General features: G+C 62.1%; 24 protein-coding genes and 1 other RNA gene. 17 read left to right on the top strand and 8 right to left on the bottom strand.

Annotated elements, in window-relative coordinates:
- The first annotated feature begins 61 nt into the window (after positions 1-61).
- Positions 62-553, top strand: a complete 492-nt coding sequence (locus tag AC1D11_RS01140; RefSeq protein WP_477647740.1) for a low molecular weight protein-tyrosine-phosphatase — start codon at positions 62-64, stop codon at positions 551-553.
- 32 nt (positions 554-585) lie between these two features.
- Here the strand turns inward: AC1D11_RS01140 and ffs are convergent.
- An RNA gene (ffs, locus tag AC1D11_RS01135) (signal recognition particle sRNA small type) lies at positions 586-682 on the bottom strand.
- Between the two features lie 190 nt (positions 683-872).
- Between ffs and dnaX the strand changes: the two genes are divergently transcribed.
- From dnaX to AC1D11_RS01095, 8 genes are all read left to right on the top strand, one after another.
- Positions 873-2,732: a DNA polymerase III subunit gamma/tau gene (dnaX, locus tag AC1D11_RS01130; protein WP_477647741.1), complete on the top strand. Its 1,860-nt coding sequence runs from the start codon at positions 873-875 to the stop codon at positions 2,730-2,732.
- Positions 2,733-2,826: 94 nt separating this feature from the next.
- Positions 2,827-3,159, top strand: coding sequence for a YbaB/EbfC family nucleoid-associated protein (locus tag AC1D11_RS01125; RefSeq protein WP_457278639.1), 333 nt, complete (start codon positions 2,827-2,829; stop codon positions 3,157-3,159).
- Positions 3,160-3,296: 137 nt separating this feature from the next.
- Positions 3,297-3,923, top strand: coding sequence for a recombination mediator RecR (gene recR, locus AC1D11_RS01120; protein WP_477647742.1), 627 nt, complete (start codon positions 3,297-3,299; stop codon positions 3,921-3,923).
- Between the two features lie 71 nt (positions 3,924-3,994).
- The gene (locus AC1D11_RS01115; protein ID WP_457278637.1) at positions 3,995-4,408 is read left to right on the top strand and encodes an MAPEG family protein; all 414 of its coding nucleotides are present in this window, start codon (positions 3,995-3,997) and stop codon (positions 4,406-4,408) included.
- 134 nt (positions 4,409-4,542) lie between these two features.
- Positions 4,543-5,592, top strand: a complete 1,050-nt coding sequence (locus AC1D11_RS01110; protein ID WP_477647743.1) for an ABC transporter substrate-binding protein — start codon at positions 4,543-4,545, stop codon at positions 5,590-5,592.
- Between the two features lie 191 nt (positions 5,593-5,783).
- Positions 5,784-6,611, top strand: coding sequence for an ABC transporter ATP-binding protein (locus tag AC1D11_RS01105; RefSeq protein WP_477647744.1), 828 nt, complete (start codon positions 5,784-5,786; stop codon positions 6,609-6,611).
- Positions 6,612-6,707: 96 nt separating this feature from the next.
- Positions 6,708-7,547, top strand: a complete 840-nt coding sequence (locus AC1D11_RS01100; protein ID WP_477647745.1) for an ABC transporter permease — start codon at positions 6,708-6,710, stop codon at positions 7,545-7,547.
- Between the two features lie 132 nt (positions 7,548-7,679).
- Positions 7,680-7,832: a DUF3096 domain-containing protein gene (locus AC1D11_RS01095; protein WP_348050368.1), complete on the top strand. Its 153-nt coding sequence runs from the start codon at positions 7,680-7,682 to the stop codon at positions 7,830-7,832.
- Between the two features lie 45 nt (positions 7,833-7,877).
- Here AC1D11_RS01095 and AC1D11_RS01090 read toward each other — a convergent pair whose 3' ends face one another.
- Together AC1D11_RS01090 and gloB are read right to left on the bottom strand one after the other, a co-directional pair.
- Positions 7,878-9,434: a transglycosylase SLT domain-containing protein gene (locus AC1D11_RS01090; RefSeq protein WP_477647746.1), complete on the bottom strand. Its 1,557-nt coding sequence runs from the start codon at positions 9,432-9,434 to the stop codon at positions 7,878-7,880.
- Positions 9,431-10,201 (bottom strand): hydroxyacylglutathione hydrolase, encoded by a 771-nt coding sequence (gloB, locus tag AC1D11_RS01085; RefSeq protein ID WP_477647747.1) that lies wholly within the window; start codon positions 10,199-10,201, stop codon positions 9,431-9,433. The genes AC1D11_RS01090 and gloB overlap by 4 nt, the downstream gene beginning before the upstream one ends.
- A gap of 12 nt (positions 10,202-10,213) precedes the next feature.
- Between gloB and AC1D11_RS01080 the strand changes: the two genes are divergently transcribed.
- From AC1D11_RS01080 to AC1D11_RS01060, 5 genes are all read left to right on the top strand, one after another.
- Entirely contained in the window at positions 10,214-11,053 is an 840-nt protein-coding gene (locus AC1D11_RS01080; RefSeq protein WP_477647748.1) for a class I SAM-dependent methyltransferase, read from the top strand.
- A gap of 53 nt (positions 11,054-11,106) precedes the next feature.
- Positions 11,107-11,589 carry a ribonuclease HI gene (rnhA, locus tag AC1D11_RS01075; RefSeq protein ID WP_457278630.1) on the top strand — a complete coding sequence of 161 codons (483 nt, stop codon included), beginning with the start codon at positions 11,107-11,109 and terminating at the stop codon, positions 11,587-11,589.
- Positions 11,590-11,859: 270 nt separating this feature from the next.
- A complete protein-coding gene (locus AC1D11_RS01070) occupies positions 11,860-13,248 on the top strand; it encodes an efflux RND transporter periplasmic adaptor subunit (protein ID WP_477647749.1) in 1,389 nt (462 codons plus the stop codon).
- 33 nt (positions 13,249-13,281) lie between these two features.
- Entirely contained in the window at positions 13,282-16,461 is a 3,180-nt protein-coding gene (locus AC1D11_RS01065; RefSeq protein ID WP_477647750.1) for an efflux RND transporter permease subunit, read from the top strand.
- A 57-nt stretch (positions 16,462-16,518) separates the two neighbouring features.
- Entirely contained in the window at positions 16,519-17,760 is a 1,242-nt protein-coding gene (locus AC1D11_RS01060) for a hypothetical protein (RefSeq protein ID WP_477647751.1), read from the top strand.
- A 29-nt stretch (positions 17,761-17,789) separates the two neighbouring features.
- Here AC1D11_RS01060 and moeA read toward each other — a convergent pair whose 3' ends face one another.
- The 4 genes from moeA to AC1D11_RS01040 all read right to left on the bottom strand — a co-directional run bounded on the left by moeA (position 17,790) and on the right by AC1D11_RS01040 (position 22,145).
- Positions 17,790-19,163, bottom strand: coding sequence for a molybdopterin molybdotransferase MoeA (gene moeA / locus AC1D11_RS01055; protein ID WP_477647752.1), 1,374 nt, complete (start codon positions 19,161-19,163; stop codon positions 17,790-17,792).
- On the bottom strand, positions 19,160-19,792 hold the full coding sequence (mobA, locus tag AC1D11_RS01050; RefSeq protein WP_477647753.1) for a molybdenum cofactor guanylyltransferase MobA: 633 nt from the start codon (positions 19,790-19,792) through the stop codon (positions 19,160-19,162). The genes moeA and mobA overlap by 4 nt, the downstream gene beginning before the upstream one ends.
- 171 nt (positions 19,793-19,963) lie before the next feature.
- A complete protein-coding gene (gene moaA / locus AC1D11_RS01045) occupies positions 19,964-21,091 on the bottom strand; it encodes a GTP 3',8-cyclase MoaA (protein WP_477650894.1) in 1,128 nt (375 codons plus the stop codon).
- Between the two features lie 292 nt (positions 21,092-21,383).
- Complete coding sequence (locus tag AC1D11_RS01040) at positions 21,384-22,145, bottom strand: SDR family oxidoreductase (RefSeq protein WP_477650926.1); 762 nt, start codon at positions 22,143-22,145, stop codon at positions 21,384-21,386.
- A gap of 181 nt (positions 22,146-22,326) precedes the next feature.
- On the opposite strand from AC1D11_RS01040, the gene AC1D11_RS01035 reads away from it, so the two are divergent.
- The 3 genes from AC1D11_RS01035 (at position 22,327) to AC1D11_RS01025 (ending at position 24,826) form a co-directional block, all read left to right on the top strand.
- Positions 22,327-23,043 carry a hypothetical protein gene (locus tag AC1D11_RS01035; RefSeq protein WP_477650895.1) on the top strand — a complete coding sequence of 239 codons (717 nt, stop codon included), beginning with the start codon at positions 22,327-22,329 and terminating at the stop codon, positions 23,041-23,043.
- A gap of 188 nt (positions 23,044-23,231) precedes the next feature.
- A complete protein-coding gene (locus AC1D11_RS01030) occupies positions 23,232-24,239 on the top strand; it encodes a M48 family metalloprotease (protein ID WP_477647756.1) in 1,008 nt (335 codons plus the stop codon).
- Positions 24,236-24,826, top strand: a complete 591-nt coding sequence (locus tag AC1D11_RS01025; RefSeq protein WP_477647757.1) for a hypothetical protein — start codon at positions 24,236-24,238, stop codon at positions 24,824-24,826. Before AC1D11_RS01030 ends, AC1D11_RS01025 begins: the two co-directional genes overlap by 4 nt.
- Positions 24,827-24,899: 73 nt before the next feature.
- Here the strand turns inward: AC1D11_RS01025 and AC1D11_RS01020 are convergent, their stop codons facing one another.
- A complete protein-coding gene (locus AC1D11_RS01020; RefSeq protein ID WP_477647758.1) occupies positions 24,900-26,333 on the bottom strand; it encodes an aldehyde dehydrogenase family protein in 1,434 nt (477 codons plus the stop codon).
- Positions 26,334-26,493: the final 160 nt, after the last annotated feature.

Below are 26,493 nucleotides of genomic sequence, written 5' to 3'. Positions count from 1 at the left end.
TAGCCCAAGGCCGCATGTTCTTTGGGCCTTCCATGGCGAATCCCGGCCCAACCTTCAACCCATGAAACCCTACTCCATCCTCTTTGTCTGCATGGGCAATATCTGCCGCAGCCCCACAGCCCACGGCGTGTTCCTGCAGAAAGTCATGGACCGCGGGCTTGTCCATCAGATCCAGGTCGATTCGGCCGGCACGCATAACTATCACCCCGGCAACCCGCCCGATGAGCGCTCGCAGGCGCATGCATCCAGGCGAGGTTATGACCTATCCGGCCTCAGGGCCCGGCAGATTTCGGATTCGGATTTTGAGCGCCACGATTTGATCCTGGCCATGGACTGGGACAACCTGGCTTTGATTCAGGAGGAGTGCCCTGCCGAACATCTCCGCAAGGTGCGTAGGTTGACGGAGTTCTGCCTGAAACATGACAGTCCGGTTGTGCCTGATCCTTACTATGGCGGCAAGGACGGGTTTGAGCATGTGCTCGACCTGGTGGAGGATGCTTGCGAGGGGCTGCTTCGCTATGTTGAGCGCCAGCTGGATCCAGCGCATCGATAAGGCAGCGAATGCCTACGCTGCAATTTGAATAAGGTGACGAGCCTTGACCCCGGCACTGACTCCACAGTTAGGGCTGCTTGGTTCCCCACCTGACCCGGTTGGCCGCTTTACCATGCGGGAAGGCCCGTCACCCTCGATTGTAAGGGACTTGGGAATGACCCCTCTGGCATACCCCCATCAGTGAAAAGGGCACCGAGCGATCTATTCCAGCCGGGGCCGCGGGACTGGCTTTGCCAGACCGCAGGCGCAGCGGCCCCCTCGGGGGGGCAGCGCATTACACGAAGTGAAAAGCGTGGGGGCCATATCCTAGAATGGCTGGATGTCCTATCTCGTCCTTGCCCGCAAATACCGCCCCAAAAATTTCTCGGAAATGGTGGGGCAGTCGCATGTGGTGCAGGCGCTGGGCAATGCGCTGGCCACCCAGCGTTTGCACCATGCTTACCTGTTCACCGGCACGCGGGGCGTAGGCAAGACAACCATTTCGCGCATCCTGGCCAAGTCGCTCAATTGCCTGGGGTCGGACGGGCAGGGCGGGATTACGGCCACGCCGTGTGGCGTGTGCCAGGCCTGTACCGACATCGACAGCGGCCGCTTCGTGGATTACACCGAGCTGGACGCAGCGTCCAACCGGGGTGTTGACGAAATTGCCCAATTGCTCGAGCAGGCCGTTTACAAACCTGTCGTCGGCCGCTTCAAGGTCTTCATGATCGACGAGGTGCACATGCTGACGAACACGGCGTTCAACGCCATGCTCAAGACGCTGGAAGAACCCCCCGAGTATTTGAAGTTTGTACTGGCCACGACCGACCCGCAGAAGGTGCCGGCTACTGTGTTGTCGCGCTGCCTGCAGTTCAACCTGCGGCCCATGGCACCCGAGACGGTGCTGGAGCATTTGACGCAGGTGCTGGGCGTTGAAAACGTCCCGGCCGAGCAGCAGGCGTTGCGTCTTTTGGCGCGCGCGGCGCGGGGCTCCATGCGCGACGCCCTGTCGCTGACGGACCAGGCCATTGCCTTTGGCTCCGGCAAGCTTGAAGAAGCCAGCGTGCGCACCATGCTGGGCAGCGTGGACCGCAGCTATGTCTACCGCCTGCTGGACGCCCTGGCGCGCGGCGACGGCAAAACCGTGGTCGAAACCTCCGAAGCGTTGCGGCTGAACGGCTTGAGTGCGGCTTCCACCCTGGAAGAAATGACGACGGTGCTGCAACGCATGGCGGTGTTGCAGGCCGTACCCGAGATGGGCGCGGGCGACGACGGGGCCGACCCGGATATTGCGGAGACGGCGCGGCTGGCCCAGGCGCTGCCGGCTGATGAAACTCAACTGCTTTACAGCCTGTGCCTGCATGGCCGCGGTGAACTGGGCCTGGCGCCCGACGAATACGCGGGCCTGACCATGGTGCTGCTGCGCTTGCTGGCCTTCAAACCCTCGGTTTCGGCTACCACCCATGCGGGGGGTGCCGCCGAGCCTGGAAAAAAGCCCCAGCCTGAGGTGGCGCGGGCCCACGCGCCCGTGGCTTTGCCTGAACGGCGTGCGGCGCCGGTGCCGGCTGCTGCACGCGAACCTGCCCATGATGAGCTCGTGCCCGCTGCGCCGCGTGTTTCACAAGAACCACCTACCGCTCAAAATTTTGACCAAAAACAGCCTGTAGCCCAGGCGGAACGTGCGCAAGCAGCTATCAATTCAGTAGCGGCTCCTGTGGCGATGCCGGAGCGGCCGGTGCCGCAGCAGCGCCCGCAGCCGGGCATGCCAGCTGCTGCCGTCGCACCTCTGGTGCCTGTTCCGCATGGCGAGGGCTGGAGCCAGACCGTCAACCAGCTGGTGGCCGCTGAGGCCGTGGCGGCACTGACGCGTGAACTGGGCCTGCAGTCTGAATTGCGCAGCCGGGCCGACGGGCTGTGGACGCTTCGGGTGGAGCGCGAGTCGCTGAACCAGGCGGCGGCGCGTGAAAAGCTGCAAGCCGCGCTGCAGGCGCATCTTGGCGATGCAGCCCTGCGGCTCGCGGTGGAAGTGGGGCCCGTCACCGACACCCCGGCGCGCCGCAACGCGGCGGCGCAAGCCGAGCGCCAGCGCGCTGCCGAAGAAATGATCCAGAACGACCCGTTTGTGCAGGACATGATGCGCGACTGGGGTGCCAAAATTGTCCCCGGCAGCATCCGGCCGCTGGCCGCGAAGTCGATATGATCAAAGGCAGGTTTTAAAACCAATTTCTGCCCCCAATTTCGACGCAATTTCAGACGCAAAGCACACCTCGATTTCAAGTTTTAAAGGAACTACCATGTTTAACAAAGGACAACTCGCGGGCCTCATGAAGCAGGCGCAGGCGATGCAGGACAACCTCAAAAAAGCCCAGGAAGAACTGGCATTTGTGGAAGTCACCGCCGAGGCTGGCGCTGGTCTGGTGAAGGTCACCATGACCTGCAAGCACGATGTCAAACGCGTTGAAATTGACCCCAGCCTGCTGACCGACGACAAGGACATGCTGGAAGACCTGGTGGCTGCTGCGTTCAACGCCGCCGTGCGCAAGGCCGAAGAAGTGAGCAACGAGAAAATGGGCAAGCTGACGGCAGGAATGCCCGGCCTTCCCGGCGGCATGAAGCTGCCCTTTTAACGTTGTGAGCCCCCACGGTCGCTCACTGCGTGTAGCTCCCTGCCCCCCGAGGGGGCCGCTGCGCCTGCGGTCTGGCAAAGCCAGTCCCGCGGCCCCTGCTTGCGAAAGCGGGTACGACGCTCGGTTGCTGCTGCCACATGGCTGATTCGAACGCGCTTGAAGGCCTCACCCAGGCCTTGCGCAAGCTGCCGGGCGTGGGCGCCAAGTCGGCCGCGCGCATGGCGTTCCATCTGCTGCAGCACGACAAGCCCGGCGCGCTGCAGATTGCCCGTGCGCTGGAGCACGCCGTCAACAGCGTGCGGCATTGCACCTTGTGCAACACGCTGACGGAGCAGGAGGTTTGCACCACCTGCGCCAACCCGCAGCGTGACCGCAGCAAGCTGTGCGTGGTTGAAACACCGGCCGACCAGGCTGCCCTTGAGCGCACGCTGGCCTACAAGGGCCTTTATTTTGTGCTCATGGGCAAGCTGAGCCCGCTTGACGGCATAGGCCCCAACGACATCGGCTTGCAAAAACTGTTTGACCGCGTGGTGCCCAAGAACGAGCGCGGCGAGGTGCTGCCGCCTGCATCGCGCGAAGTGCAGGAAGTCATCCTGGCGACCAATTTCACGGCCGAAGGCGAAGCCACTGCTCACGTGATTGCACAGGCGCTGAAAAGCCGCGGCGTCCAGGTGACGCGCCTGGCGCGCGGAGTGCCGGTGGGCAGCGAACTTGAATACGTAGACCTGGGCACCATTGCCCACGCGTTGGTGGACCGCAGGTGAGGGCGGTGTTTTTAGTTTTATCTTGACAGCTTCATGCCCGCAGCGGGCGACCATAACGAAAGGAACCCACCATGACATTCGCACGCTTCACCATTGCCTACTGGTGTGTTCTGATTGCGGCCCTGTTGCCCATTGTGTGTGCCGCCATTGCCAAATACGGCACGATGAGCACCCCGCGGCGCGATGGTGGATATGACAACCACAACCCGCGAGGCTGGCTGGCGCAGCAAACCGACTGGCGTGCCCGGGCCAACGCCGCGCAAGCCAACACATTCGAGGCGCTGCCCTTTTTCTTTGCCGCAGTCATCATTGCGCACGTCCTGCAGGCGGGGCAGACACGGCTGGACATCCTGGCATTGCTCTTTGTCGTGCTGCGCATTGCCTACATCATGATGTACATCGCCGACCTGGCCAAAGCCCGCTCGGCCATCTGGGCGTGTGCACTTTTTATCAATATCGTCATTCTTTTTTCCGGCTTTCGTTGACACATGCGTCGAGAGTGTGAAAGTTACCTCTGGTAACGCGATCACCTTCGGTAAAAACCCGCACGGGATGACCCCGATGCGGGTTTTTTTATGCCTCGATAAGCTTGTGACATCAAAAAAAGAGAGAGGCTTGCATGAATCGCCAACCCCTGATTTCCCGCCGGGCTTTTGCCGGTGGCACCGCACTGGCAGCAGCAACGCTGGCATTGCCGGCGCTTCGCGCGCAACCCAGGCTCGAAAAAACAAAAATTGCGTTGGCGGTCGGCGGCAAGGCGGCGTTCTATTACCTGCCTCTTACCATTTCAGAGCAACTGGGGTATTTCAAGGCTGAGGGCCTGGACATTGAAATCAGCGACTTTGCCGGTGGCGCGCGCGCGCTACAGGCCGTGGTGGGCGGCTCTGCCGACGTCTGCTCGGGTGCTTTCGAGCACACCATCAACCTTCAGTCCAAAAACCAGATGTTCCAGGCTTTTGTGCTGCAGGGCAGGGCGCCGCAAATTGCTTTTGGCGTGTCAACAAAAAACATGCCCAACTACAAAACGGTCGCAGACCTGAAGGGCAAGAGAATCGGTGTGTCTGCGCCGGGTTCGTCCACCAACATGATGGCCAACCTGGTGCTTTCGCGCGCAGGCCTCAAACCCGGCGACGTCAGTTTCATCGGGGTCGGCACCGCGGCAGGCGCACTGACCGCGATGCGTTCGGGCCAGATCGATGCCATGAGCAATACCGACCCGGTCATGACCATGCTCGAGCAAAAGGGCGAGGTGAAGATCATCAGCGATACGCGCACGCTCAAGGGCACGATCGAAGTTTTTGGCGGTTCCATGCCGGCGGCCTGCCTGTACGCCCCGATAGAGTTCGTCCAGAAAAATCCCAACACTTGCCAGGCACTGGCCAATGCGATCGTGCATGGGCTCAAGTGGCTGCAGACGGCAGGCCCCGGTGACATCATCAAGACGGTGCCCGAGAGCTACCTGTTGGGTGACCGGGCGCTGTACCTTGCGTCGTTCAACAAGGTGCGCGAGTCGATTTCGCTCGACGGCATCATTCCGGATGACGGCGCGCGCACGGCCCTGAAAGCGCTTGCCAGTTTCGATCCGACCGTTAAGGCCGACAAGATTGACATTGCCAAGACCTACACCAACGAATTTGCGCGCCGCGCGAAGGATCGCTTCAAGGCTTAGGCATGTGGGCCCCCACGCTCCCCACTGCGTGTGGTTCGCTGCCCCCCGAGGGGGCGCTGCGCCTGCGGCCCGGCAAAGCCGGTTCCGCGGCCCCTGCTGGTGAAGACGGATGCTCGCGTTGATCGTTCGGTGCTCTCCAATCCCTCCTCTTTGACCTGCCTCGTGCAAGCACCTTGCTGTAAGCTCCCGCCATGCCAGAACCCGACGACGCCTACGCCCTGGAGCTGATCAACATCAGCTGCACCTTTCGCTCGCGCGACGATGCGGGCCAGCGTTATACAGCGGTGAGCGACACCACCTTGCGCATACGGGCCGGTGAGTTCGTTTCGGTTGTCGGGCCTACAGGTTGCGGCAAATCCACGTTGCTTAATATCGGCGCCGGTTTGCTGGAGCCGTCTTCCGGCGAGGTCCGGGTGTTTGGCCAACCGCTGGGCGGCATCAACACCCGCGCCGGCTACATGTTCCAGACCGAGGCCTTGATGCCCTGGCGCAGCGCCATCGCCAATGTGATGATGGGATTGCAATACCGGGGCATACCCGACGATGAAGCCCGCCGCCAGGCGCAGGCCTGGCTTGAGCGTGTGGGCCTGGGCGAGTTCGGTGACCGCTATCCGCACCAGCTCTCGGGCGGCATGCGAAAGCGCACCGCCCTGGCCCAGGTGCTGGCGCTGGACCCCGACATCATCCTGATGGACGAACCTTTCAGTGCGCTCGACATCCAGACGCGTCAGCTCATGGAAAACGAAGTGCTGGACCTGTGGGCCGCCAAGAAAAAGGCGGTGCTGTTCATCACGCATGACCTGGACGAGGCCATTGCCATGAGCGACAGGGTGGTGGTGCTGTCGGCTGGCCCGGCTACGCACCCGATCGGAGAATTCACGATTGATCTGCCGCGTCCGCGTGACGTGGCCGAGGTGCGCAGCCAGCCGCGTTTTGTGGAGCTGCATACGCAGATATGGAATGTGTTGCGCGATGAAGTCCTTAAAGGTTACGCGCAGCAACTGAAAAAAGCGGCCTAGAAATGAAGCCCCCACGCTCGCTCACTGCGTGTAGCTCTCTGCCCCCCGAGGGGGCTGCGCTTGCTTGGGGCAGCCCTGCGCTGCGCGCGGCCTGACATGTGGCGCCACCTCAAGCCTTCCGAAAAAAACCTGCGCGCCTGGCAGTTGGGCTTGTTGGTGCTCGTGCTGTTAGGCTGGCACCTGGCTTCGCGCGACCAGAAAATTGCTTTTTTTCTGGGCGAGCCCATCAAGGTCGCCGGCAGGGTGTGGAGCTGGTTCATGCCTTTTGGCTTTGGTGAAAGCCGCATGTTCCCCGATGGCTTGCCGGGCAACGCCGACATCTACCTCCACCTGGGCACCACCTTGCTGGAAACCGTGCTGGCCTTCGGCATAGGCACCGTGCTGGGCCTGGCGTGCGGCCTGTGGCTTGCCCTGGCCCCTACAGCCAGCGCCATCCTGGACCCCTACATCAAGGCGGCCAATTCCATGCCCCGCGTGATCCTGGCACCCATTTTTGCGCTGTGGTTCGGTTTGGGCATCTGGAGCAAGGTGGCGCTGGCGGTCACGCTGGTGTTTTTCATTGTGTTTTTCAATGTTTACCAGGGTGTGAAAGAGGTCAGCCCGGTGGTGCTGGCGAATGCCCGCATGTTGGGGGCCAACCAGCGCCAGCTGTTGCGCACGGTGTACCTGCCAAGCGCGACCAGCTGGGTGTTTTCCAGCCTGCATACCTCTGTGGGCCTGGCATTTGTCGGAGCCGTCGTGGGTGAATACCTGGGCTCTGCGCGGGGGGTAGGCTACCTGATTTTGCAGGCCGAAGGCACGTTTGATGTGAATACGGTGTTTGCCGGCATCGTGGTGCTGACGGCGTTCGCCCTCGTGCTGGACGGCATTGTTGGCAAGCTGGAGAAGCGGCTCATGAAATGGCACCCGCGCACCGGCGAGACGGAAAAACTTTGACGCTTTCTCTGCACTGCAATTCTTCCTGTCGTCCTACAGCCTGCGGCCGGGCTGCTCCTTAAAGTCGTGGCTGCCTGCACCGCTTCTGCCATGCGCAGCAGCGGCGAGCCGGCTTCACTCCAAGGACACACCATGAATCTTTCACTCAGCATCGGCCCCATTGTGTCGCTCATCGCGGGGATCCTTATCCTGCTGATACCGCGGCTGCTCAATTACATCGTGGCGATTTACCTGATCGTTATCGGCTTGATCGGATTGTTCGGCAGCGGTTCGTTCAAGCTGTAGTAACAGTCCGCGGGCGGTGACTGCTGAAGCGCGCGCTTCGGAGCATCAACGTTTTTTGGCCTTGACGACCGTCTTGGCATTGCTGCGTTTAGTCACTTTGGCGGAACTGCCGCGACTGCGGCTGGAGGCTGAGGCCTGGTTTTTGGAGGCGTGGCTTTTGACCGGAAGGAAAACCACCACCTGATGGCCCAGCTTGAACGCGCTGGAAGTGCTGACATTGTTCCATTCGGCAACGCTGGCAGCGCTCAGGCCATAGCGCTTGGCAATGGTTGCAACCGACTCGCCCTTGCGGGCCTTGACGGTGGTGCGGCGCGTCACAACTTCGGGAGAGAACGAGACCTGGGCGGTATCCGCAACGTGGCTGGTAACGTCGTTTTCCACCTTGGCGGAACGCGGCACCAGCAAGGTCGAACCGGCCTTGATGAGCATGCGCGGCGGTATGTTGTTGACGCTGCGCAGATCGGCCTCACTCATGCCGGTGCGGCGTGCTGCTTCGGCCGGGTTCATGGTGCTGGGCGCCGACCAGGCGGTCCAGCTGGCATATTGCCCTTGGGTGTAGGCCTCGAAGTTGCGCTGAAATACCGTGGCGTTGTCCCAGGGAAGCAGTATCTGGGGCGTTCCTGCCGCAATGATGACGGGGCGATGTGCTGAAGGGTTCAGTGCCTTGAAGTCTTCAATCTTGACGTCGGCAAGGCGTGCAGCCAAGGCTACATCAATGTCGCGTGTGATCAGCACCTGCTGGAAATAGGGGTGGTTTTCGATCAGCGGCAGTTCGGTGCGAAATGCCTGGGGATTGGCCACAATATTTTTGACGGCCTGCAGCTTGGGCACGTAGAGCCTCGTTTCTGCCGGCATGTTCAGGTCGGTGTAGCTGGTGCCCAGCCCTGCTCTCTGGTTTTTGGCGATGGCGCGGCCCACGCTGCCTTCACCCCAGTTATAGGCCGCCAGCGCCAGATGCCAGTCGCCAAACATGCCATGCAACTTTTGCAGGTAGTCCAGCGCTGCTCGGGTGGAAGCCAGCACGTCGCGCCGGTCGTCGCGGAAAGCGTTTTGCTTCAGGTCGAAATATTTGCCGGTGGCCGGCATGAACTGCCACATGCCGGCGGCTTTGGCGCTGGAAACGGCCTGCGGGTTAAAAGCGCTTTCGATGAACGGTAGCAGGGCCAGTTCCGTCGGCATCTGGCGGCGCTCGAGTTCTTCAACGATATGAAAAAGGTACTTGCTGGAGCGCTCGGTCATGCGCAGGATGTAATCCGGCCGGCTGGCATACCACTGCTCGCGATCCGTCACCAGCTCGTTTTGCAGGTCGGGCATGGCGAAGCCGCGGCGAATACGGTCCCACAGTTCCTTGGGAGGCTCCGTGGAGGCGATCTGGTACGACCCGACCTGACCCGGTGTGATGGCTTGAAGCGGGCCGCCCGGCACTTGCGGTTTGGCGGCGGGGCTTGTTCCTGTTGTGAGGACCGGGTCACCCGGCATGCCGGGCGGCTGTGTGGCGCAGCCCGCCAGCAGCGCAGCCACAAGCGTAAACGCCAATGAAACAATACGGAAGTTGATGAGTTTGGAAGGAGATGCTGCAGTGGTTCGGTCGTGTGGCGTCATTTGAATTGGTTTTTCCACTGCCTGATGGCGGCAAATACGGTGTTGTCGTCACGGGCCGACGCATCAAAGTGCCGGGCAGCCGTCATGATAGTGGGTTGGCGGGTCCGCAAGAAGGGGTTGATCAGCAATTCCTGGGCCACAGAGGTCGGCAAGGTCGGCTTTCCCTGGGCGCGAAGTGCAACGCATTGCGCCTGATATGCCGCCAGGTCGGCATTTTCTGGCTCGACTGCCATGGCAAAGCGGAGGTTGCTGAGTGTGTATTCATGGGTGCAACAGACGACGGTGTTGCCAGGCAACGCAGCCAGCTTGTCGAGCGAGGCGAGCATTTGCGCCGCCGTGCCTTCGAAGAGACGGCCACAGCCGCCGGAGAACAGCGTGTCGCCGCAAAACAGCAGCGGCCTGCCGTTCACCTCGGGCGTGTAAAAGGCAATGTGGCCTGAGGTATGCCCGGGCACGTCGATCACCTGGAAGTCCAGGCCGAGGGCCGTGAGGCTGTCGCCGCCTTTGAGGGGTGCGTAGGGCCGGGGAATGGACTCGGTAGCCGGGCCGTAAACCTTGGCGCCGCATGCCTCGCGCAGGGCCGCCACGCCGCCTGTATGGTCCGCATGGTGATGCGTGACTAGAATCGACTCCAGTTGCAATGCGTGCTGCTCCAGGGTGCGCTGCACCGGCCCGGCATCTCCCGGGTCCACGACCAGGGCGCGCCTGCCGTCATGCAACAACCAGAGGTAGTTGTCGTCAAAGGCAGGAATGGGAATCAAATACATACAGTGGTCTCAATGAGCTCTGAAATTATAGGTTTGACGGACTGGCTGAAGACCCCTCCCGGCGGCTATCTTCTGGACTGGGAACGCACGCATTTTGACCAGGCCGTCGGTGACGTTTTTGGCTACCACGCGCTGCAATTGGGTTTGCCGGAGCTCGACGCCCTGCAAGCCAATCGCATGCCGCACAAATGGCTGGCGCTGGATTCATTGCCGTCGCCATCTGAACCCGGAAAGCCCCCGGCTACAGATACGAGCGGCCGCACGGCCGCAAGTTCCCGGCGCGCGGCGCTCCTGACCGATGCGGGAGCACTTCCATTCCCGGAGAACAGCCTCGACCTGGTGGTATTGCCGCATACGCTCGAACTCAGCAGCGACCCACATGCCAGCCTGCGCGAGGTGAGCCGGGTGCTTGTTCCGGAAGGGCGGGTGGTCATCAGCGGCTTCAATCCGACCAGCTTGTGGGGGCTGCGCCAGCGCCGTGGCCATATCTACCAGCGTTGGGGGTATGACAACCTCTTTCTTCCCAAAACAGGCGAGTTCATCGGCTACTGGCGCCTTCGCGACTGGCTGAGGCTGCTGGACTTTGAGGTAGAGTCGGGGCGCTTCGGCTGCTACCGGCCGGCGCTCACAAGTCAGGCCTGGCTGGACCGGTTCGAGTGGATGGATGCCGCGGGCGAACGCTGGTGGCCAATTTTTGGCGCTGTTTATTTCCTCGCAGCGGTCAAGCGTGTACGGGGAGTCCGCTTGCTTGAGCCCGCCTGGAAGGCGCGAAGGGCGCCGGCGACAGCGCCGGCCGCGATAGCCAACAGGGAGCCGCTCACCCGGTCATCCCGCTCTCAGCCGCCTGCCTGATTTTCTTTAACCACCGGTTGCTTTTTGGAGCTTACCGGGAGCATTTGTAACGCATGACCGACACACCAACAGGCACAACGCCGCAACCACAACACGTCGTGATCTATACCGACGGCGCATGCAAGGGAAACCCCGGCCCCGGAGGTTGGGGGGCGCTGCTGGCAATGGGTGGCACAGAAAAAGAGTTATTTGGCGGCGAACTCGGCACTACCAACAACCGCATGGAGATGACTGCCGTCATCGAGGCGCTGGCGGCGCTGAAGCGGCCGTGCAGCGTGACGCTTTACCTGGACAGCGAATACGTGCGCAAGGGCATTACTGAATGGATTCACGGCTGGAAAGCCCGGGGCTGGCGCACGGCGGCCAAAGCGCCGGTCAAGAATGTGGATCTCTGGCAGCGCCTGGACGCACTGGTCGTCTCCAGTGGCCACAAGATCGACTGGCGTTGGGTCAAAGGGCATGCCGGCGACCCGGGCAACGAGCGTGCCGATGCCCTCGCCAACAAAGGCGTGGAACGAGCGCTCGGCCGCTTGTAACAAGGACCCGGCTGGGAGCCTGGGGCCAGTGCGGGAACATGTGCGCAAAAACGCACCAAGCAACCTTGGCCCACACAAAAAAGTGCGCCTTCCGGGACGCACCATAAGCGTACATAGCAACTGCGCAGTTTCGGTCGCCCAAGGCGTTTGGTAAAGCCGTTGTAAAGCTACCGCGCTTACCCCGTACAGACGCCGGAAAAAGCTGCAAGCGCCATGGTGTCCTGCTACATTGGAAGTTTGTATCTCTTTGTATAACAAGTTTTCCTCCCCATGGCATCAAAAGCAATTTACACAGCGGTCGCGATAGCGGGCATTGCGGTCGCCTCGGGTGCTGCCTGGTGGGTGCAAAAACCCAAGGCGCAGGGCGGTGCGGCCGAGTCTTCGGCGGGTGCCTCGACGGGTCAGGGCGCCGGCAATGGCACCAACGGCGCTGCCGCCGGAAAACCGGTGACCGTGGAAGCCGCGAAAGTGGAACTCGCCAGACTGTCGGATGACACCTCGGCCGTAGGCAGCCTGCGTTCGCGCCGCGGCGTGGTTTTGCGGCCCGAGGTCAGCGGGCGCATCACCCAGCTCAATTTCACCGATGGCCAGCGTGTGCGCAAAGGCCAGGTTCTGGTGCAGTTCGACGACCAGTTGCCGTTGGCGCAGGTGCAGCAAAGCCAGGCCGAACTGTCGATCGCGCGGGCCAACCAGAAGCGCAACCAGGAACTGGTGGCGCAAAACTTCATCAGCCAGCGCTCGCTCGATGAAAGCGCTGCCAACCTGCAGGTGGCCGAGGCCAAACTGTCTCTGGCCAAGGCCACGGCCGCGCGGCTGAAGATCGTCGCGCCATTTGATGGCATCGCCGGTATCCGGCTCGTGAACGTGGGCGACTACCTGAAAGACGGCGCGGACATCGTCAACATCGAAGACATCGAGGCCATCTTTGTCGATTTCCGGCTGCCCGAACGCTTCCAGAGCAAGGTCAGGCGCGGCCAGACAGCTGTCCTCGACATCGACGCCTTGCCGGGGCGCAAGTACAACGCGCAAATCCAGGCCATAGACCCCCTGATCGACGCCAATGGCCGCTCCATTGGCATCCGCGGTTGCATAGACAACCGCCAGCTGCAGCTGCGGCCCGGCATGTTCGCCCGGGTCAACACGGTGTTCGGCGTGCGCGAGAACGCCCGCGTGGTACCCGAAGAAGCCATTGTTCCGCAGGGCGGCCGGCAGTTCGTCATCAAGCTGCTGGAAGGCCCGAACGAGCAGACCCGCACGACCAAGCGCGTGGAAGTCAAGGTCGGCCTGCGCAGCCCCGGCAAGGTCGAGATCCTCGAAGGCCTGGAGTCCGGTGACGTTGTGGTCGCGACCGGCCAGCAGCGCGTGCAGCGTGACGGCACCGTGGTGGCCGTGGTGGATCTGGCCGCAAATGCTTCTGCCCGCGCGGGCAACGCAAAAGCTGCCGCTGCCGGTACTGCGCCCGCGGCAGCTGCCGCAACGGCCCCTGCGGCTGCGGCCACGCCGGCCAAAGCTGTGGCCGCCGCACCGCAAGCGCCGCCGGCAGGCCCCAACCCCTGTGGCGTGGTGGTGTCGGAGGCCCCGGGGGCCCTGGTGCCGGTGCGTAGCGTGGCCCCAGCCGAACGCCGCCCGGCCGGCCCGCCAGCGCGCGACCCCGCTTGAGCGGCCGCCGCGCCATAGCCCCCACAGGCCCTTATGCAACTCGCTGAAGTTTCCATACGCCGCCCGGTCTTTGCCACCGTGCTGTCCCTCCTCATCGTGCTGGTTGGCGCGGTGAGCTTCAACCGCCTTTCGGTGCGTGAGTATCCCAAGATCGATGAACCCGTTGTGACCGTGAGCGTGCGCTATGCAGGCGCATCCGCGGAGGTCATAGAAACGCAGGTGACCAAGCCGCTGGAAGATTCCATTGCAGGCATTGATGCTGTCGACGTCATTACCTCCATCAGCCGTGCCGACCAGGCGCAGATCAGCGTGCGTTTCAGGCTCGAAAAAGACGCTGACTCGGCTGCCGCCGAAGTACGCGACCGTACGTCGCGGGTGCGCAACCGGCTGCCTCAGGCGATTGAAGAGCCGGTGATCGCCAAGGTTGAGGCTGATGCCTTTCCGGTCATCCAGGTGGCTTTTTCCAGCGATTCACTGACGCCGCTGCAGATCAACGACCTGGTCAACCGCATTGTCAAGCCGCGCCTGCAGACCGTGACCGGCGTGGCCGACGTGCGCGTCTTTGGCGAGCGCAAGTACGCCATGCGCGTCTGGCTGGACACCGACAAGCTCGCCTCCTACAAGCTGACCACGCAGGACGTGGAAGATGCCATCAGCCGCAGCAACCTGGAGCTGCCGGCCGGCCGCATCGAGTCGCAGCAGCGCGAGTTCAGCGTGACCTCGCAGACCGACCTGGTCAGGCCCGCGCAGTTTCGCGAGATCGTCATCAAGAATGTGAACGGCTTTTCCGTCAAGGTGCGCGACGTCGCGCGCGTGGAAGAGGGCGCGGCCGACGAGCGCACGGCGGTCAGGCTCAATGGCCGCTCCGCCGTGGCAGTCGGTGTCATCCGCCAGGCAACGGCCAACCCGCTGGACCTGTCCAAGGGCGTGCGGGACGCCTTCCCCAAGCTGAAGGCCGATCTGCCGTCCGACATGTTGATTGACATCGCCAATGACAACTCGGTGTTCATCGACCGTTCCGTCAACAACGTGTACCACACCATCGCTGAGGCCATCGTGCTGGTGGCCCTGGTGATTTTTGTGTTCCTGCGCACCCTGCGTGCCTCCATCATCCCCATCGTCACCATCCCGGTGAGCCTGATTGGCACCTTCGGCATGATGGCGCTGGCGGGCTTCACCATCAATACGCTGACCTTGCTGGCGCTGGTGCTGGCTATCGGCCTGGTGGTGGACGACGCCATCGTGATGCTGGAAAACATCTTCCGGCACATTGAGGAGGGCATGGACCCGTTCTCGGCCGGCATCAAGGGCGCGCGTGAGATCGGCTTTGCCGTGGTCACCATGACGGCCACGCTGGTAGCCGTGTATGCGCCGCTGGCGTTCACGCCGGGCCGCACCGGGCGCCTTTTCGTGGAGTTTGCCTTGGCGCTTGCGGGCGCGGTGGTGGTGTCGGGCTTTGTGGCGCTGACGCTCACGCCCATGATGTGCACCCAGCTGCTCAAGCACAACCCCAAGCCCAACCGTTTTGACCGGTTCATGGAGCTGGCGTTAACGTCGATCTCCGACCGCTACGGCTCGGTGCTGCGCTGGGTCGTCACCACACGTTACGTACCCGCGGCGGAGGAAGGCGCCGCCGGCCGGCCCTCGCTTGCCCAGCGGCTCAAAGGCATGGCCTTGCAGGCACGCTGGCTTGTCATCGGCGTGATGGTGCTAAGCGCCCTTGCCATCGCGCTGGTGTTCCCGAGCATGAAGCAGGAGCTTTCGCCCATTGAAGACCGCGGGGTGATTCTGGCCAACGTCAATGCCCCTGACGGCGCCACGCTGGACTACACCAACCGCTATGCCAGGGCGCTGGAAAAAATGGGTGAACCCTTTCCCGAGTTCGACCGCATTTTTGCCAACGTGGGCAACCCTACCGTGGCGCAGGCCAGCGTGGTGTACCGCACAGTCGACTGGGACAACCGTACGCGCTCCACCATCGACATGGCACGCGAACTGCAGCCCAAATTCAATGCGCTGCCCGGCGTTACCGCCTTTCCGATCACGCCGCCGTCCCTCGGGCAGGGCTTTCGCGAACGGCCGCTCAATTTTGTGATCCAGACCTCCGACAGCTACCAGAACCTGAACACCGTGGTGCGCCAGATGCTGGAGGAGATCGCCAAAAACCCCGGCATCGTCTCGCCCGACGTGGACCTTCGGCTGAACAAGCCAGAGCTGCGCATTGAGGTGGAGCGTGACAAGGCGGCCGACCTCGGCGTCAGCGTCCAGGTTGTCGCGAAAGCTATCGAGACCCTGCTGGGCGGGCGCAACGTGACGCGCTACAAGCGCGACGCCGAGCAGTACGACGTGATCGTGCAGACCGAAGCCAGCGGCCGCACCACGCCTGAAAACATCGACCGCATTTATGTGCGGGGCCGCAACGACGCGATGATTCCGCTGTCGGCACTGGTGAAGGTGCGCGAAAGCGTGTCACCGCGCGAGTTGAACCATTTCGGCCAGCGCCGCTCTGTGTCGATCACGGCCAGCCTTGCGGGCGACTATTCGCTGGGCGAAGCGCTCAAGTTCATGGACCAGACTGCCGCCAAGGTGCTCAAGACCGGCTACAGCACCGACCTGAACGGCACCTCGCGCGAGTTCAGAAACTCGCAGGGCGCCCTGGCCATCGTGTTTGTATTGGCACTGGTGTTTATTTTCCTGGTGCTGGCCGCGCAGTTTGAAAGTTTTATCGATCCGCTGGTCATCATGCTGTCGGTGCCGCTGTCCATGATCGGGGCCTTGCTGGCACTCAAATGGTCGGGCGGCTCGCTCAATGTGTATTCCCAAATTGGTCTGATCACGCTGGTTGGCCTGATCACCAAGCACGGCATCCTGATTGTGGAGTTCACCAACCAGTTGCGCGGGCAGGGCATGGAAATGATCGACGCGCTGGTCAAGGCGTCGTCGCAGCGCCTTCGCCCCATCATGATGACGACTGGTGCCATGGTGCTGGGTGCCTTGCCTCTCGCATTGGCCCACGGTGCGGGCGCAGAAAGTCGTACCCAGATCGGCTGGGTTATCGTGGGGGGCATGTCGCTTGGCACTTTGCTCACTGTGTTTGTGGTGCCCACCATGTACACGCTGTTTGCCCGTAAGGCGGTCCCAGGGGCCAACAAGGCCATTGCCAGGGAGCAACCCGATGAACACCTTGAACACCCGGAGTACGTGGCGAAATGATCATGAGGAACCGCGTGCCCCAGGCCGGGTCCCTGGCATGCTGATGAGAAAACCGGTTTGACCGCAAACCCAGCGGGCCGAGTCCGTACAGTTGCTTCTTTCCTCCTGATTCCGTTCCTGCTTGCGCTGGCCCATGCGGCTTCTGCGCAAGCCCAGGAAGCGCCTGGAACGGGCGCATATGGCGTGCAGTTCTTCTGTTCACCGTCCCAGCTGGAGCGGCTCGGCCCCCACATGTTCCGATATCTCCAGCAGCTCGGCATTCCAGCCCGCCTGGTTCAGGAAACTGTCGACAAGCCTCGGGGCACCATGACGTATTCCCTGCTGGGCTCAGGCGCGGCCGTGAGCACCCTGTTTTTGGCGCAACGCCCGGAGCTGGCGATCAAGGACGAGGTAGTGCTGGTGCCGGTGAGAAACAACAAGACACGCAAGCTCAAGACGGTTTCCCAAAAAGAAATCCTGTTGGCCCTGTTGCACCCGGGCCGATTGACCGAATTCAGGGGAAAGGCTTGCGATGTGCAGGCATTGGCCGACCATGTCGGGATTCGCCAGAACACCGTGATCTGGGCCGAGGTGCTGGAATGGGGCTGGCCAGAGGGTGGCCCTGCCAGGTGGAATGCCCGCTATTGGATCAATGGAACGCCCAAGCTTCGTACCCCTTTGCACAAAGCCCTCAATGACATGTTTTTTGAGCAGGGGAAATACGAGATAGGCTGCTATGCCGCGACCAAGGTGGTATTCGCCCAGGGTGCACTGGATTACTTCCGCCGCGTCAAGAAGGACTTGGGCAGGGCGCAAGGCGTGGAGCGGCGATTACTGGCCGACGGTGAGCCGCTGGTTGACCTGGAACCCGGCCGTATGTGGAGTTTTGAAACGGATTTTGATCCGCTGGAACTGGAACGGCCAGGCAAGGTCCTGCGCATGGTGGGCGGTGTGGCAGCCGGCAACTTTGTCCCTGGCGACTGGGCTTATTTTCTGAACACCGACCAGCGCACCAGCCAGAAAACGGGGTATGAAGGCTCCAATGCCATCTATCTGGGCGGCAACCGGTTTGACGACTATTACAACGACAACGACCACCACTACACCTACGAGGAAAAACTCAATGAGGTCTATCAGTGGCGCCATGATGTTTTCAGCCGGCAGCGCGATGCCGCAAAAATACAGCACCTGGCCGCGCATGACTACGAACGCCTGAACGCAACGCCGGAAAACGGCGGCTTGCTGATGAGCTTTCGGGTTGTGCCCTATTTTTTCGGCTACGAAGACCTACCCCCGTTAACGGGCACCCGGAACGACTAGGGTCTGCCAGCGCCGTGCATTCAAGGGATTTACAGGGCGCCCTCAAACATGAGGACGTCAACCGGGTCCCCTGCAGCGACATTGCCCTGCGCATGGTGAAGCACCATCAGGCCGTTGGCTTCGGCCATGGAGCGCAGCACGCCCGACCCCTGGCTGCCGGTGGTCCGGACCTCCAGGGAGCCGTCGGGCGCGGTGGACACCCAGCCGCGCTGGTATTCGGTGCGCCCCGGTTTCTTGCGAATGGGCTCCAGGCTGCGTGCCTTGAGCAACGGCGCCGGCGCGGCGCTGGCGCCCATCATCTGGAGCAGGGCGGGGCGCACAAAGGCCAGGAACGTCACCATCACCGCAACGGGATTGCCGGGCAAGCCAAAAAGGATGGCGCCGTTGGGGTTGGGATTTGGGTATGAGTGTGGGGTGCTATCTTTTTCATAGCTGCTTGCGCCTGTAACTATTGGGTTAGAGGTCGATTTCTCTATTGAAATCCGTCCCACGGCCATGGGCCGGCCTGGCCGCATCGCAATGCGCCAGAAAGCCACGTCGCCCAGCTTCTTCATCATGGCCTTGGTGAAGTCTGCTTCGCCCACGCTGACACCGCCGGAGGTGATGATAGCGTCGGCCTCGGCTGCCGCGCGTTTGAATGCGGCCTCCAGAAGCGCCGGCTCGTCACGCACCACGCCCATGTCGATGACCTCGCAGCCCAGCCGGCTGAGCATGCCGAAGACGGTGTAGCGGTTGCTGTCATACACCGCGCCTTCGCGCGGTGCTTCGCCCAGCGACAAAATCTCATCGCCAGTGGAGAAGTAGGCCACCCGCAGCGGCCGCCAGGTGGCCAGTGTTTTAAGGCCCAAAGAGGCTGCAAGCCCAAGGCGGGCGGGCGTAACACGCTCACCTTTTAATAGCGCCGGCCGGCCTTGCATGAGGTCCTCGCCGCGCAGCCGGCGGTTGTCGCCGGGCCGGAGCAAACCCGACGGGATGCTGATGCGCGAGCCCTGGCCGTCCTGGTGCAGGGTGACAAACTCCTGCGGCACCACGGTGTCCAGGCCGGAGGGCATGATGGCGCCGGTCATGATCTTGACGCACTGGCCTGGCCCGGCGCTGCCTTGCCAGGCTTTGCCCGCCAGCGCTGTTCCCTCGGCCACCTGCAGCTCGAGCGCCTTGCCTGCAGCCAACTGCCCACCATCGAAGGCATAACCGTCCATAGCAGAGTTGTCGTGCGGCGGCACGTCAAACGGCGAGACCACATCCTGGGCCAGCACCCGCCCGAAAGCCTCCATCAAGGGCAGCTCGAGCTGCTCCTGCACCGGCATGACCAGCCGCGACAGGAAGTCCAATACCTGGTCGGCAGACAGGGCCTGGGGGTCGTAGCCTTGCAGCTCCGCGGCAATCTGGTCGAGTGTTTTCACGGCTGGCGGGATTCCAGCTGGTGCAGCTCGGCCAGTGTGTTGGCGTTGAAGAAGCTGCGGCTGTCGTCGCCGGGTTTGTCAAACGGCACGACGGCTGTTTTGTGCTGCGCCGTCCAGGCGTCTATCTTGCGGCCGCCACTGTGGGTGAAGCGCACCAGGCTTTCCAGCATGTGGGTACCCATGAGGCAAAACACCGGTTGGGGCCTGAGCTGCCCATCTTCTTCGGGCGCCGCCGCCACGGCAAAGTCGGCGCCGTCCTGCGCAAGTGCTTCGGCAAGCCGAGCCACCAGGTCGTCGGGAAACAGCGGGGTGTCGCAGGGCACGGTCAACAGGTAAGGGGTTTCACAACGCTCCAGGCCCGTCAGGAATCCCGCCAGCGGGCCAGCGAATTCGCCCAGGCCGGTGCTGTCGGGCCAGACCGGAACGCCGAATGATTCATAAGCGGACAGGTTGCGGTTGGCATTGATCATCACGTCGCCGACCTGCGGCGACAGCCGCATCAGCGTGTGCAGGGCGAGAGGAACGCCGTTGAAGTTCTGCAGGCCCTTGTCGACACCGCCCATGCGCGAACCACGGCCACCCGCAAGAATGACGCCTGTGATGGCCTCTGCATGGATAGGGGAGGGCATTGAGACATCTTTCAAAACAGGCTCCGGTACTCATCCTTGGATCGCACAGGGCGATTCCCAGGCCAGTCAGGGCCGCGGAACCGGCTTCGCCGGGCCGCAGGCGCAACGGCCCCATATGTAAGGAAAGGGGCAGCGCGCCGCAGGCTCGAAGTGAAAAGCGTGGGGGTCATGTCATCCGCCTATGTAACTCATCTCGACGCGCTTGGCGTTTGAATCGGGTTTGCTTGTATCAGCCGGCATCGCGGCACGCAACTCCGAATAGCGGTCGTCGCGCCCCTGCCAGATATGGGCCACCGCAGCCGCGATCTGTTCATCGGCGTAGCCGCCGCGCAGCAAGGCGCGCAAGTCCTGGCCCTGGCTGGCGAACAGGCATAAAAACAGCTTGCCTTCGGTCGAGAGCCGCGCCCGGTTGCAGTCGCTGCAAAAGGCCTGGGTCACGCTGCTGATCACGCCGACTTCGCCCGCACCGTCGGCATAACGCCAGCGCTCGGCAGTCTCACCGGCGTAGTTTGGGTCTATGGCCACCAGGGGGAATTCGGCGCCCAGACGCTCCACCACCTGGGCAGAGGGCAGAACCTCGTCCATGCGCCAGCCGTTGGTAGCACCCACGTCCATGTACTCAATAAAGCGCAGCACCGCACCGCTATGGCGGAAGTGCCGGGCCATGGGCACGATCTCGGCGTCGTTGGTGCCGCGTTTGACCACCATGTTGATCTTGAGCGGCGCCAGGCCGACCTTCTGCGCCACTTCAATGCCCTTGAGTACGTCGGCTACCGGAAAATCCACATCGTTCATGCGGCGAAAGATGGTGTCGTCCAGCGCGTCCAGGCTCACGGTGACGCGCTGCAAGCCTGCATCCTTGAGTGATTGGGCTTTCTTTGCCAGCAGCGAGGCATTGGTGGTGAGAGTGATGTCCAGCGGCTTGCCCTGCGGCGTTTGCAGCTTCGCCAGCATTTCGATCAGCACTTCCAGATGCTTGCGCAGCAGCGGCTCGCCACCGGTCAGCCGGATTTTTTCGACCCCGTGCGCCACAAAAACCCTGGCCAGTCGGGTAATTTCTTCAAAGCTCAGCAGCGAGGTTTGCGGCAGGAAGGCGTAGTCCTTGTCGAACACCTCGCGTGGCATGCAGTAGCTGCAGCGGAAATTGCAGCGGTCCGTCACGCTGATGCGCAAATCCCGCAGCGGCCGGCCCAGAGTGTCGCTCAGCAGGCCTGTCGGTGCAGACAACCGGGCAGGGATATGCGGTACGCGGCTTGCGTAGCGAATATCCGCCAGCGGAATGATTTTGTCGGTCGTCATCGTGAGGGGCCCAAAGGGAGAATTTACCCCATTGGCCCGGCTGGAGCACTAAAACCAGGCCTTATCCCCAAAGGTTGCACATTAATGGCCTGGACCACGGAGGCTCTTCAACCAAGCAGGGGCCGCGGAACCGGCTTTGCCGGGCCGCAGGCACCGTCCCCTGCAAGGGGAAAAGGCTACACGCAGTGAGCCCGATAGGGGTGTGCCAGTTTTCGGCTTTGCCGGGCCGCAGGCGGGCGGCACCCTCGGGGGGCAAGGAGTTACACGCAGTGAACGACTGTGGGGGCTCTATTCAGACACACCGCGCGCCATCGACCTCAATGCACACACCGCTGATGAAATCCGCCTCGTCGCTGGCCAGGTAAAGCGCGGCGTTGGCTACGTCCAGCGCGGTCGAAAAGCGCCCCAGGGGAATGCTCGCGCGAAACTTTGCCTTGCGTTCTTCATCCAGCGGGCCACCCGCGAAGTCGGCTGAGAGGCCTGTGTCGGGATTGAACACCGGGTTGATGCAGTTGACCCGGATGTTGTCGGGGCCGAGCTCGGCCGCCAGCGACTTGGAGGTCGTGATGACCGCCCCCTTGGATCCGTTGTACCAGGTCAGCCCCGGTCGCGGGCGTACCCCGGCCGTTGAGGCAATGTTGATAAAACTGCCCCCGCCTTGCTCGCGAAATACCGGTGTGGCATGAATGGTGGCGAGGTAAATGCTTTTGACGTTGATGGCGTAGCACTTGTCAAAATCGTCTTCGCTGACGTCAAGTGCAGGCTGGTTGCGGTGTGTCCAGCCGGCATTGCTCACCATCACGTCGAGCCGGCCGTAGCGCTGCACGGCGGCGTCAACCAGCGCCTTGACCTCGGCGGACTTTGTGACGTCGGCGGCAAAGAACGAGGCTGTGCCGCCGGCCTTGACGATGGCAGCCACGACTTTCTCGCCCAACGCCACATGGATGTCGTTGACGATGACCTTGGCGCCCTCGGCCGCCAGCCGCCGCGCAATGCCTTCACCGATACCGCCTCCGGAGCCGGTCACGATGATGGATTTGTCCTTGACCCGCATGGTTTGGTCTTTCTCATAAAGGTTGCTGTCGGCGCACGCCGCCGTACGGTGGTGAGCGGCTTTCCACTGCTTATTGTTGCTGATCACATGGCGCGGGTTTTCCCTTTGTCTCTTTCGCTCGACGGGATTTGTGAAACATGAAGTTACATCTACAATGCGCTCTATAAATGGGAGGGATTTCATGAGTTATCAATTTGCCCGCACCGGTGCGGGTGCAGCCTTGTGCGCGCTGGTGCTTTTCGTGGCAACGGCACACGCGCAACAATCCAGCAAAAACCTGGCACCCGGATTCTCGGAACGCGCGGCGACCTCGAAGCTGGTCGTCGTACCGGCAGACCTCGAGCTCTTTTCCATCGGTGCCGGCGGCGTGCAGGAGCCCAGGGCCGACTGGACCATGGCTGCCCAGAAAAACGTCAAATCCGGTTTGGCTTCGAGCAAGCTCAAGTTGGGTTCCGATGTGATCGGGCTTGAAGAAAAAGACATGGACGAACTCGCGGACATCAATTCCCTGCACGGAGCTGTCGCGCAATCGGTTTTTCTGCACCACATGATTGGTGGTGTACTCAAGCTGCCCACCAAGAACGATGCCTTGAACTGGTCACTCGGAGATGCCGTCAAGCCTCTTAAGGATAAAACGGGGGCTGATTACGCCCTGTTCATCTGGATGCGCGACAGCTATGCCAGCAGCGAGCGCAAGGCCGCGATGATCGCCATGGCGGTGCTGGGTGTGGGTATTGCCGGGGGCGCGCAGATTGGCTATGCCTCGCTGGTCGATTTGAATAACGGGCGAATTGTCTGGTTCAATGACTTGCGCCGGGCTTCAGGTGACCTGAGGGAACCCGAGCCAGCCAAAGAAACCATTGAAGCCCTTCTCAAGGGCTTTCCGGTCGCCAGATGATGGGCATACCGGCTGGCGGGCGCCGTGCTTTTTTGCGCTCGGCCTGCAAGCATTGTGTGGGCATGGGCGCCCTGTTGCCAGGCTTGTCGGCCTTTGGCCAGGAGAGCGCAGCGGCTGCCACCTCGCCTTTGCCTGCAGAGCGTTTTGTTCGCCCCGCGCTGGAAACGGATGAGGGCGGCCTGTGGGGAATGATGGACCGTGAAGAAACGCGCCTGCGGCGCAGTCCATTTACCGTACGCGACCCCCAACTGAGCCAATATCTGCAAGACTTGGTATGCCGCCTCGCCGGAGACCACTGCCCCGACATTCGTGTACATGTGGTGCGCACGCCGCTCTTCAACGCCACCATGGCGCCGAACGGCATGATGCAGGTCTGGACCGGATTGCTGCTGCGCGCGGAGAATGAAGCGCAACTCGCTGCGGTACTGGGCCATGAAATCGGCCACTACCTCGAACGGCACACGCTGGAGCGCCTGCGGGATCTGAGAAGCCGGGCCGCCTTTGCCCAGTTCATCGGCATGTTCGGCCTTGTCGGCGCCATTGGCCAGCTTGGTGCTCTGGCCGGTGCTTTCGCTTTTTCCCGGGACCACGAGACGCGGGCCGATCGTCTGGGCATGCGCCTCATGACCCGGGCGGGTTATGACGGCAGGCAGGCTGCACAAGTCTGGGACAACCTCCTTGGGGAGCTCAAGATCACCGGCGGGGAGGACGTAGGCAAACGCAGCCCCATGATGGCGACGCATCCCCCGCTGGAGACGCGCCGTAACGACCTGCTCCGTCTGGCAGGCGACGGTGGCGGCAAAACGGGTGCAGTGGAATACCAGCAGGTGATGTCACGGCACCGCTTCGGATGGCTGCAGGATGAAATCCGGCGTGGCCAGTTTGAAGAAAGCCTGGTGCTTTTCAACCGGTTTCTGTCGCGCAATCCGGACGACAGCCAGGCGTTATACGCACGGGGTGAGGTGTATCGCTTGCGAGCAGGCAAGGAAGACCTTCAGGAGTCCCTGAACGACCTGACACGCGTGACTGCTCTTGATCAGGCTCCGGCTGAGGCTTTCAGGGCGCTCGGGCTGGTGCAGAAGCAGAGAACCGATGTCGCCTCCGCCGTACAGGCCTTCGAAAAATATCTCACCGTCGCGCCTGAGGCGGCGGATGCGGGTCTTATTAAAAATTACATTGCGGAACTTAAACCATGAAAAAACTCCTGATCCTTCTTGTCTTGGCTTTCCTCTCGGGCTGCATGTCCATCACCAAGGTTGAAGGTGAGCAACTGGTCAATAACCGATTGGCCATCAAGGTGACCGACGCCTGGAACAAGGTGTCCCCTCCGGGCACCAAGCAGCCTTTTGACATGTGGACCCAGGAGGGGCTGACGCTTGACCACTTGCGCCTGTGGGCGGCCATCAAGCCAGGCCAGGCACTGCTGGTCAGGCCTGCAGGCAGTGTGCCGGCCGGGCAGAAGGCCGCCCGTGTTCCAACCTATCAGGCAGGCATGCCACTTGACCAACTGGTCAATCTTTTCGAAATCATGTATTCGGCCGACGGTTCCATCGTCAGCATGACCAAAGTTGAGCCCTCGGTATTTGCCGGTGAAAAAGGTGCGCGGTTTGAATTCGCCGTGACGAGAAAGGGTGATGACGTGCAGCTCAACGGTGTCGGCTGGATCAGCCAGCGAAACGGCGAATTATTTGCCGCCACTTTCCTCGCCCCCAAGCTTTCATTCTTCCCGCGGCTTTTGCCAAAAGCTGAAAGCGTTGTGAAGACGGCGCAAATCAAAGGCTGACAGCGCAGAGCCGCCGTGGCGGCGGCTTGCGGGTGGGTCGTGGGCCTGGCTGGATGCTGCGGCTCAGCTCAGGTTAACCATGCCGTATGGCCACCGTCTTCAGCGTGGTGAAGCCATGCAATGCCTCAAAGCCTTTTTCCCGGCCGTAGCCAGACGACTTGACGCCGCCGAAAGGTAATTCCACACCACCGCCGGCGCCGTAGTTGTTGATGAACACCTGGCCGCTTTTCACTCGCCTGGCCATGCGGAACTGGCGTGCCCCATCGCGCGTCCAGATGCCGGCAACCAGGCCGAACTGCGTGGCATTGGCAAGTTCCACTGCGTGATCCTCGTTTTTGAAGCTCATGGCGCACAGCACCGGGCCAAACACTTCCTGCTGCGCCAGCGGGTGCATCACCGGCACGTCGCGCAGCAGGGTGGGGGCCTGGTAAAACCCGGTGTCGGGCGCCTCGTCGACGATCTGGCCCTGGGCCACCATGGGAATGCTGGCAACCTGCGCATCGCTTAAAAAGTCCCACACGCGCTGCTGCTGGCTTTGCCGGATCAGCGGGCCCACGTCCAGGTCCATGGCGGCGGGGCCGACGCGCAGGTTTTCAAAGGCTTCGCCCAGGCGCAGCAGCAGCGGTTCGTAAATCGCCTGTTCTACCAGCAGGCGCGAGCCGGCAGAGCAGGTTTGCCCGGCGTTTTGCACGATGGCGTTGATGATGGCGGGTATTGCGGCATCCAGGTCGGCATCGGCAAATACGATTTGCGGGCTTTTGCCGCCCAGCTCCAGCGTAACCGGGCAGTGGCGCTCGGCGGCGACCTGCTGGATCAGCGTGCCCACGGCGGGGCTGCCGGTAAAGCTGATGTGGTCGATGCCTTTGTGGCGCGCCAGCGCGTCGCCCACCTCGTGGCCGTAGCCGGTCACGATGTTGATGGCGCCGGCCGGAAAACCCACTTCGGCCGCGAGTTGCGCCACACGAATCAATGACAGGCAGGCATCCTCTGCCGGCTTGATCACGCATACGTTGCCCGCGGCCAGCGCGCCGCCGACGCTGCGGCCGAAGATCTGCATCGGGTAGTTCCACGGAATCACGTGGCCCGTGACGCCGTGCGGCTCGCGCCAGGTCATCACGCTGTAGCCGTCCAGGTAAGGAATGGTGTCGCCGTGCAGCTTGTCGCAGGCGCCGGCGTAAAACTCAAAATAGCGCACCAGGGCCGCAGCGTCGGCACGCGCCTGTTTGCTAGGCTTGCCGCAGTCGCGCTGCTCGATCATGGCCAGTTCTTCGGCATGCTCGGCCACCTTGGCGGAAAGCCGCATCAACAGTCGCCCGCGCTCGGCAGCGCTGAACCGGCTCCACACCAGTTCCAGGCATTCCCGGGCGCTCTTCACCGCGGTATCAATGTCGTGCGCGTTGCTGCGCTGGATCTCGTCAAACACCTGCCCGTCGGACGGGTCGATCATCGGGATGGTTTTGCCCGAAGAAGATGCGACAAAAGTGTTGGCGATGTAGTTGAGTTGCATGGCGCTATTGTGCTGAATTTGCCCCAAGCCGGAGTTGCCGCCTCCGACGGGCAGAAATGGGCCATGAGGGCAGGCCGGTCCGCGAGGTAACGCTCCCCAAAAGCGTGCGTTTGTCACAGCCACAGCGTTGTGTCCCGGCCAATTTACAAATCCTTTGCTG

The organism is Polaromonas sp. P1_E11 (assembly GCF_056405995.1).
The sequence above is the reverse complement of the archived record's forward strand: the minus strand, read 5'-3'. Positions and strand labels throughout refer to the sequence as shown.

What these genes read in the sequence shown, in the direction of transcription:
- AC1D11_RS01110 (WP_477647743.1), top strand. Translation starts at nt 4,543, where the DNA reads ATGAATCGCCAACCCCTGATTTCCCGCCGGGCTTTTGCCGGTGGCACC.
- AC1D11_RS01095 (WP_348050368.1), top strand. Translation starts at nt 7,680, where the DNA reads ATGAATCTTTCACTCAGCATCGGCCCCATTGTGTCGCTCATCGCGGGG.
- AC1D11_RS01125 (WP_457278639.1), top strand. Translation starts at nt 2,827, where the DNA reads ATGTTTAACAAAGGACAACTCGCGGGCCTCATGAAGCAGGCGCAGGCG.
- rnhA (WP_457278630.1), top strand. Translation starts at nt 11,107, where the DNA reads ATGACCGACACACCAACAGGCACAACGCCGCAACCACAACACGTCGTG.
- mobA (WP_477647753.1), bottom strand. Translation starts at nt 19,792, where the DNA reads ATGCCCTCCCCTATCCATGCAGAGGCCATCACAGGCGTCATTCTTGCG.
- AC1D11_RS01115 (WP_457278637.1), top strand. Translation starts at nt 3,995, where the DNA reads ATGACATTCGCACGCTTCACCATTGCCTACTGGTGTGTTCTGATTGCG.
- AC1D11_RS01065 (WP_477647750.1), top strand. Translation starts at nt 13,282, where the DNA reads ATGCAACTCGCTGAAGTTTCCATACGCCGCCCGGTCTTTGCCACCGTG.
- AC1D11_RS01140 (WP_477647740.1), top strand. Translation starts at nt 62, where the DNA reads ATGAAACCCTACTCCATCCTCTTTGTCTGCATGGGCAATATCTGCCGC.
- AC1D11_RS01040 (WP_477650926.1), bottom strand. Translation starts at nt 22,145, where the DNA reads ATGCGGGTCAAGGACAAATCCATCATCGTGACCGGCTCCGGAGGCGGT.
- AC1D11_RS01025 (WP_477647757.1), top strand. Translation starts at nt 24,236, where the DNA reads ATGAAAAAACTCCTGATCCTTCTTGTCTTGGCTTTCCTCTCGGGCTGC.
- AC1D11_RS01090 (WP_477647746.1), bottom strand. Translation starts at nt 9,434, where the DNA reads ATGACGCCACACGACCGAACCACTGCAGCATCTCCTTCCAAACTCATC.
- AC1D11_RS01100 (WP_477647745.1), top strand. Translation starts at nt 6,708, where the DNA reads ATGTGGCGCCACCTCAAGCCTTCCGAAAAAAACCTGCGCGCCTGGCAG.
- recR (WP_477647742.1), top strand. Translation starts at nt 3,297, where the DNA reads ATGGCTGATTCGAACGCGCTTGAAGGCCTCACCCAGGCCTTGCGCAAG.
- AC1D11_RS01105 (WP_477647744.1), top strand. Translation starts at nt 5,784, where the DNA reads ATGCCAGAACCCGACGACGCCTACGCCCTGGAGCTGATCAACATCAGC.
- AC1D11_RS01070 (WP_477647749.1), top strand. Translation starts at nt 11,860, where the DNA reads ATGGCATCAAAAGCAATTTACACAGCGGTCGCGATAGCGGGCATTGCG.
- dnaX (WP_477647741.1), top strand. Translation starts at nt 873, where the DNA reads ATGTCCTATCTCGTCCTTGCCCGCAAATACCGCCCCAAAAATTTCTCG.
- AC1D11_RS01080 (WP_477647748.1), top strand. Translation starts at nt 10,214, where the DNA reads ATGAGCTCTGAAATTATAGGTTTGACGGACTGGCTGAAGACCCCTCCC.
- moaA (WP_477650894.1), bottom strand. Translation starts at nt 21,091, where the DNA reads ATGACGACCGACAAAATCATTCCGCTGGCGGATATTCGCTACGCAAGC.
- AC1D11_RS01030 (WP_477647756.1), top strand. Translation starts at nt 23,232, where the DNA reads ATGATGGACCGTGAAGAAACGCGCCTGCGGCGCAGTCCATTTACCGTA.
- AC1D11_RS01035 (WP_477650895.1), top strand. Translation starts at nt 22,327, where the DNA reads ATGAGTTATCAATTTGCCCGCACCGGTGCGGGTGCAGCCTTGTGCGCG.
- AC1D11_RS01020 (WP_477647758.1), bottom strand. Translation starts at nt 26,333, where the DNA reads ATGCAACTCAACTACATCGCCAACACTTTTGTCGCATCTTCTTCGGGC.
- gloB (WP_477647747.1), bottom strand. Translation starts at nt 10,201, where the DNA reads ATGTATTTGATTCCCATTCCTGCCTTTGACGACAACTACCTCTGGTTG.